Raw genomic sequence first — 6,000 nt, 5'->3', positions numbered from 1 at the left:
CCGCGGCCGGGTCGGGCTGCTGGGGCACGGGCACCAGGGCGGCCGCCAGCAGCGCGGACAGCTCCTCCTGAGACTCCGCCACCAGCCGCGCCAGCAAAGCCGCCTTGTCGCTGAAGAAGCTGTAAATCGTGGCATGGGAATAGCCCACCGCAGCGGCCACCTCGCGCAGGGTCACGGCCTCCGCGCCCTGGGTGGCAAACAGCTGGCGCGCGGCATCCAGGATGCGCCGCTCCAGATCGGCCTTGTGTGCCGCCCGACGCTGGGCCGATGCGCTGCTGGCGGCGGCGCGCCTCCCCCCCGGCGCCGTCTCGCTGTCTTGCTGCGGCTGGCGTTTTTTCTTGAGCGGCCCTTCGGGCTTTTGCGTTTTCTGGCGCTGACGCGGCTGCGGCCGGGCCAGGGGCTTGTCCTCGCCGTCGAGCGCGTCGGGCGCCGGGCTCACCACGCCGGTGGCCCGATGCAGGCCCTTGGAGCCGCTGGGGCGCGGATGCGGATTCAGAAATGGAATTGCAGTTTTACTAACCATTGGTTAATATTTTGTCGACGGTCAATTTCACCTCAAGCCTACACCATTCACGGATCGCACCATGTCTGAACCCTCTAGCCCCCTGTCGCGCCACCCTCTGCATCTCAGCCATGTCACCCCCGGCGATACCAGCGCCCTGCCGGCCCTGATCTCGCTGCTGCAGGATGCGGTGCGCGGCGGCGCCTCGCTCGGTTTCCTGGCCGATATGGAGGCGGCCGAGGCAGGGGCGTACTGGACGCGCGTGCTGGACAGCCTGGACGAGTCCCTGCAACTCTGGCTGCTGCATGATGAGGCGGGCCAGCTGCTGGGCACGGTGCAGCTGGCCCTGTGCGACAAGCCCAACGGCCGCCACCGCGCCGAGGTGCAGAAGCTGATGGTGCGGCGCAGCGCTCGCGGCCAGGGCTTGTCCAGCGTGTTGCTCAAGACCTTGGAGCAGGCCGCACGCCAGCAGGGCCGCAGCCTGCTGGTGCTGGACACCGAGGCCGGCTCGCATGCCGAGACGGTTTACACCCATCTGGGCTGGCTCAAGGCCGGCGAAATACCGGCTTTTGCGGCCAATCCCGACGGCGGCCTGCGCCCGACGGCCCTGTACTACAAACAGCTGGATGCCGCGGCGGCGTTGCCGCGCTGAGTCGGGCGCTGCACGCGAGCCCCCATTGCGCATACACTGCGCTTCGGATTCAGGAGAGTGCCGGCCCGCAACAGGTCGGCCGCCGAAGGCGCAAGCTCCCATACTCGCTCAGGCCCCGTACTGGATCCGCCACAAGCCGAATGCTGGAGAGCGCGCCGCCCCTGGGGTGGCGCCACCGAAGGAGCAAGGCCCCCGCCGGGTGGTGTGGGTCGAATCTCTCAGGTACCAAGGACAGCGGGAGCGGCGCGCGTCGGGCGCCTGCCGTTTTCCGCTGCCGGAATGACTCCGGCCGGCTGTCGCGTCCGCGCACTCGCGAGGAGTGCTGCACATGCACATCATCGTTCTCGGCGCCGGCGTGACCGGCATCACCAGCGCCTGGTATCTGCGCCAGGCGGGCCATGAGGTCACCGTCGTCGACCGCCAGCCGGCCGCCGGCCTGGAAACCAGCTTTGCCAACGGCGGTCAGATCTCGGTCTCGCATGCCGAGCCCTGGGCCAACCCAGGCGCGCCGGCCAAGGTGCTCAAGTGGCTGATGAAGGAAGACGCGCCCCTGCTCTTTCGCCTGCGGGCCGATCCAGCCCAGTGGCGCTGGGGCCTGGCCTTTCTGCGTGAATGCGCGCCGGGCCGCACCGCCCGCAATATCCGCAGCATGGTGAGCCTGGGCCTGTACAGCCGCGCCAAGCTGCGCGAGCTGCGCGCCGCCACCGGCCTGCAGTACGAGCAACGCACACAGGGCATCCTGCACTTCTACACCAGCGAGGCCGAGTACGCAGCCGCCCAGGAGCCCGCACGCCTGATGCGCGAACAGGGCTGCGAGCTGGACATGAAGACGCCCGAGGAATGTGTGGCCATCGAGCCCGCCCTGGCCCAGTGCCGCGACAAGATCGTGGGCGGCAGCATGACGCCCAGCGACGAGTCGGGCGACGCCCACCGCTTCACTCAGGAGCTGGCGCGGCGCTGCGCCGAGGCCGGCGTGCAGTTCCGCTACGAGACCCGCATCCTGGGCTGCGAGCGCGAGGGTGATGCGGTCTCGCAGCTGATCACGGCGGACGCCGCCGGCCGCGTGCAGCGCCTGCGCGCCGACGCCTATGTGCTGTGCATGGGCTCCTTCAGCCGCGGCTTCGCGCGCGAGCTGGGCATTGATCTGAACATCTACCCGGCCAAGGGCTACTCGGTCACCCTGCCCGTGATCGCGCCCGAGCACAGCTACCAGGTCTCGCTCACCGACGACGAGTACAAGCTGGTGTTCTCGCGCCTGGGCGAGCGCCTGCGCATCGCCGGCACCGCCGAGCTCAACGGCTACGACACGACGCTGAACCTGGCGCGCTGCGAGGCCATCGTGCGCCGCACCCGCGAGCTTTTTCCCCAGATGAGCGATGGCCGCGGCGCCCAGTTCTGGACCGGCCTGCGCCCGGCCACGCCCTCCAACGTGCCCTATATCGGCCGCAGCCGCCTGCGCAATCTCTTCCTGAACACGGGGCATGGCACCCTGGGCTGGACCCATGGCTGCGGCTCGGGCGCGGCGATTGCCGACATCGTCAGCGGCCGCCGCCCCGAGCTGGACTTTGCCTTCACCGGCCTGGAAGCGGGGGCGCCGAGCCTGAGGCCGCAGCCCGCGCTCTGAGCTATTGCCGCCACGGCGCGCATGCCCTACGCTGGGGCCCGGACCTTTGCCGCAGGAGCGCGCCATGGCGGATTCGCAGAGCCCCAGCCCCGTCCACCCCGGGATCGCCGCGATCCGCAGCCTGGCCCTGGTGGGGCCGGCCGGCGCCGGCAAGACCAGCCTGGCCGAGGCTCTGCTGCAGCGCAGCGGCATGCTGGACAGCGCCGGCAGCGTGGAGCGGGGCAGCACCGTCAGCGACTTTGACCCGCTGGAGAAAAAGCTTCAGCACTCGCTGCAGAGCAGCGTGCTGCATATGGAGCATGCGGGCCTGCGCCTGCACCTGATCGACACGCCCGGCGCGCCCGACTTCGTGGGCCAGTCCCTGCCTGCGCTCGAAGCGGTGGACACGGCCGTGATCGTGATCAATGCGCAGAACGGTATCGAGCTGATGGCCTCGCGCATGATGGAGGTGGCCGCCCAGCGCGGCCTGGACCGCCTGATCGTGATCAACAAGATCGACGCCCCCGGCGTGGACTTGCCCGGCCTGCTGGCCCAGCTGCGCGAAGCCTTTGGCCGCGAATGCCTGCCCCTGAACCTGCCCGCCGAGGGCGCCAGCCGCGTGCTGGACTGCTTCTTCAATATCGTGGGCGCCAGCGACTTCGGCTCGGTGGGCCTGGCCCACCAAGCCCTGGTGGAGCAGGTGGTGGAGGTGGACGCGGCCTTTGTGGAGCGCTACCTCAGCGAGGGCGATGTGGACCCGCGCGAACTGCATGCGCCGCTGGAGCAGGCCCTTCGCGAGGGGCATCTGATCCCCATCTGCTTTGCCTCGGCCAAGAGCGGCGCCGGCGTGGCCGAACTGCTGGACGTCATCGAGCGCCTGCTGCCCCATCCAGGCGAGGGCAACCCGCCTCAGTTCCTGCGCGGCGAAGGTGCCGAAGCCCTGCCCCTGCAGGCCTTGCCCGAGCCCGAGGCCCATGTGCTGGCCCATGTGTTCAAGATCGTGGCCGACCCCTATCTGGGCAAGATGGGCGTGCTGCGCGTGCATCAGGGCACCCTGCGCAAGAATGCCCAGCTGCTGGTGGGCCATGCGCGCAAGCCCTTTCGCGTCAGCCATCTCTTGCGGCTGCAGGGCAAGGAACATGTGGAGATCGAGCAGGCCCTGCCCGGCGAGCTCTGCGCCATCGCCAAGGTCGAGGAGCTGCACTTTGATGCCGTGCTACACGACGACCCCGAGGATGCACACATCCATCTGGCACCGCTGGACTTTCCCGTCCCGGTGCATGGCCTGGCCATCAGCCCGGCCCGGCATGGCGACGAGCAACGACTCTGGGAAATCCTGAACCGCCTGGTGGACGAGGACCCCTGCCTCAGGGTCGAGCAGGTGGCGGCCACCAACGAGACCCTGGTCTACGGCCTGGGCGAGCTGCACCTGCGCCTGCTGCTGGAGCGACTGCGGGAGACCTACCGCGTCGAGATCCACACCCAGCCTCCGCGCATTGCCTACCGCGAGACCATCTCGGCCGTGGCCGAGGGTCACCACCGCCACAAGAAGCAGAGTGGTGGTGCCGGGCAGTTCGGCGAGGTCTGGCTGCGTGTGGAGCCCCTGGCGCGCGGGGCGGGCCTCGAGTTCGTGGACGCGGTCAAGGGCGGGGTGATCCCGGGCCAGTTCATGCCCGCGGTCGAGAAAGGCATACGCCAAGCCTGTGCGGCCGGCGTGATCTCGGGCCATCCCCTGGTGGACCTGCGAGTGACGGTGTTTGACGGCAAGCACCACTCGGTGGACAGCAAGGAGGTAGCCTTTGTCACTGCCGGACGCAAGGCCCTGGTGGCCGCGGTGCGCGAGGCGCGCCCCCTGGTGCTGGAGCCCATCGTCGCGGTGGAGATCAGCGCGCCGGAGAGCGCCATGGGCGATATCACCGGCGATCTGGCGGCACGGCGCGGCCAGGTCAGCGGCACGCGCGCGCCGGTGCCCGGCGTGATCGCGGTGCAAGGCCTGGCCCCGCTGGCCGAGCTGGCCAGCTACCAGAACCGGCTCAATGCCATGAGCGGCGGCCAGGGCCGCTACACCCTGGCGCTCTCGCACTACGAGCCGGTACCGCCCACAACCCAGGCGCAGCTGGTGGCGGGCTACCAGCTGCGCGAGGACGACTGAAGATGCGCCCGCTCAGGGCTTGGGCGCCGAACCCGCTGCCGCTGCCGCAGCACGCGCCTGGGCGCGGAACTTCTCCAGCTGGGCCAGCCACTCGCTCCAGTCCACCGGCCCGCTCTCGTAGCGCTTCTTCAGATTGCCCAGCACATGGCCCCAGGCGCGGTCGAAATAGGCATAGGCCTTGTCCCACTCTCCTCCGTCTCCCCAGCCCACATGATGCAGGCGCACACGGGTCTCGCCCTCGCCCAGGGGCTCGAAGCGCAGGATCACCACAGTGCGCTGGGCCCGCACCTCGGGCAGGCTGGGCGGCGCGTTCCAGTCGAAGCTGAGCATCCTGGGGGGCTGCAGGGCGAGGTAGCGCATCTCGTCGGCGCCCTTCATGCCGGGTGCGGCGCCAGGATCGATATAGATCTGGAAGGCCCCGCCCACCCGTGGCTCGATGCGGGCATCGGGCGCGAAGAAGGCGACGATGCCTTCGCGCGTGGTCCAGCTGGCCCAGGCCTGTTCCGGGCTGGCCTTGATGATCACTTCTTTATCAATCGCGCGCTCGGCGGCCCGGGCGGCCGGGCTGAACAGCTGCAGGGCGGCCCCTAGCAGAAAAGCGGCAGGGAGGGTGGCAAAGATGGGCAAACGCGGCATGGCGGCACTCCTCGCACGGGCCTCGGATCAAGGCAGCTTTATCATACGCATATGTCCACCGCCCCCCGGGACCTTGCGCAGATCCGCCTGGACAACGCGCTGATCCTGTTCGAAGAGTTCGTCACCGCCACCGTCAAGCATCCCGACGCCGCCACCCTGCGGGGCCTGGAGCGTCGGTTCGCGGAGAGTTTGCAGATCCAACCCAGCTACTGGAGCCAGATCAAAGGCCGCTCGCGCCAGATCGGCGAGCGCCTGGCTCGCCAGTTCGAGCAACTGAGCCACAAGCCCATGGGCTGGATGGACCAGGAGCACCTGACCCCGGCCGCGGGGAGCACCACGGCCGCCGAGCCCCTTCCGGGGCTGCCCCAGGATGATGATGAGCGCTTCATCGTCGGCCTGGTGCTCACCTACTACCGACGCCACCCACAACGCGCCCGTACCCGGCTGCTGGACCT

At 69.3% G+C, this 6,000-nt stretch carries 6 protein-coding genes and 2 riboswitches; of the genes, 4 read left to right on the top strand and 2 right to left on the bottom strand.

The window, feature by feature from the left end; translation table 11 throughout:
• Positions 1-523: TetR/AcrR family transcriptional regulator (locus tag ACK5F2_RS07570; RefSeq protein ID WP_409863869.1), on the bottom strand; the 523-nt coding region annotated here is incomplete at its 3' end.
• 61 nt (positions 524-584) lie between these two features.
• Between ACK5F2_RS07570 and ACK5F2_RS07565 the strand changes: the two genes are divergently transcribed.
• From ACK5F2_RS07565 to fusA, 3 genes are all read left to right on the top strand, one after another.
• On the top strand, positions 585-1,154 hold the full coding sequence (locus ACK5F2_RS07565) for an N-acetyltransferase family protein (RefSeq protein ID WP_409863868.1): 570 nt from the start codon (positions 585-587) through the stop codon (positions 1,152-1,154).
• 40 nt (positions 1,155-1,194) lie between these two features.
• A riboswitch (glycine riboswitch) is annotated at positions 1,195-1,287 on the top strand.
• Positions 1,288-1,399: riboswitch (glycine riboswitch) on the top strand. It begins immediately after the preceding riboswitch.
• Between the two features lie 83 nt (positions 1,400-1,482).
• Positions 1,483-2,778, top strand: coding sequence for a D-amino acid dehydrogenase (locus tag ACK5F2_RS07560; RefSeq protein ID WP_409863866.1), 1,296 nt, complete (start codon positions 1,483-1,485; stop codon positions 2,776-2,778).
• A gap of 64 nt (positions 2,779-2,842) precedes the next feature.
• On the top strand, positions 2,843-4,909 hold the full coding sequence (gene fusA, locus ACK5F2_RS07555) for an elongation factor G (protein WP_409863864.1): 2,067 nt from the start codon (positions 2,843-2,845) through the stop codon (positions 4,907-4,909).
• A gap of 12 nt (positions 4,910-4,921) precedes the next feature.
• Here the strand turns inward: fusA and ACK5F2_RS07550 are convergent, their stop codons facing one another.
• On the bottom strand, positions 4,922-5,545 hold the full coding sequence (locus tag ACK5F2_RS07550; protein WP_409863863.1) for an SRPBCC family protein: 624 nt from the start codon (positions 5,543-5,545) through the stop codon (positions 4,922-4,924).
• Positions 5,546-5,596: 51 nt separating this feature from the next.
• On the opposite strand from ACK5F2_RS07550, the gene ACK5F2_RS07545 reads away from it, so the two are divergent.
• Positions 5,597-6,000 (top strand): hypothetical protein (locus ACK5F2_RS07545; RefSeq protein WP_409863861.1); only part of this gene is annotated, 404 nt, incomplete at its 3' end.

Origin of the sequence: Roseateles sp., from assembly GCF_046300915.1 — a bacterium.
Taxonomy (GTDB): Bacteria; Pseudomonadota; Gammaproteobacteria; order Burkholderiales; family Burkholderiaceae_C; genus Kinneretia.
Note: the sequence above shows the minus strand (reverse complement) of the source record. Positions and strands in the feature narration are given on the sequence as shown.

Coding starts and splice junctions, on each gene's coding strand:
- ACK5F2_RS07565 (WP_409863868.1), top strand. CDS start 585: ATGTCTGAACCCTCTAGCCCCCTGTCGCGCCACCCTCTGCATCTCAGC.
- ACK5F2_RS07560 (WP_409863866.1), top strand. CDS start 1,483: ATGCACATCATCGTTCTCGGCGCCGGCGTGACCGGCATCACCAGCGCC.
- fusA (WP_409863864.1), top strand. CDS start 2,843: ATGGCGGATTCGCAGAGCCCCAGCCCCGTCCACCCCGGGATCGCCGCG.
- ACK5F2_RS07550 (WP_409863863.1), bottom strand. CDS start 5,545: ATGCCGCGTTTGCCCATCTTTGCCACCCTCCCTGCCGCTTTTCTGCTA.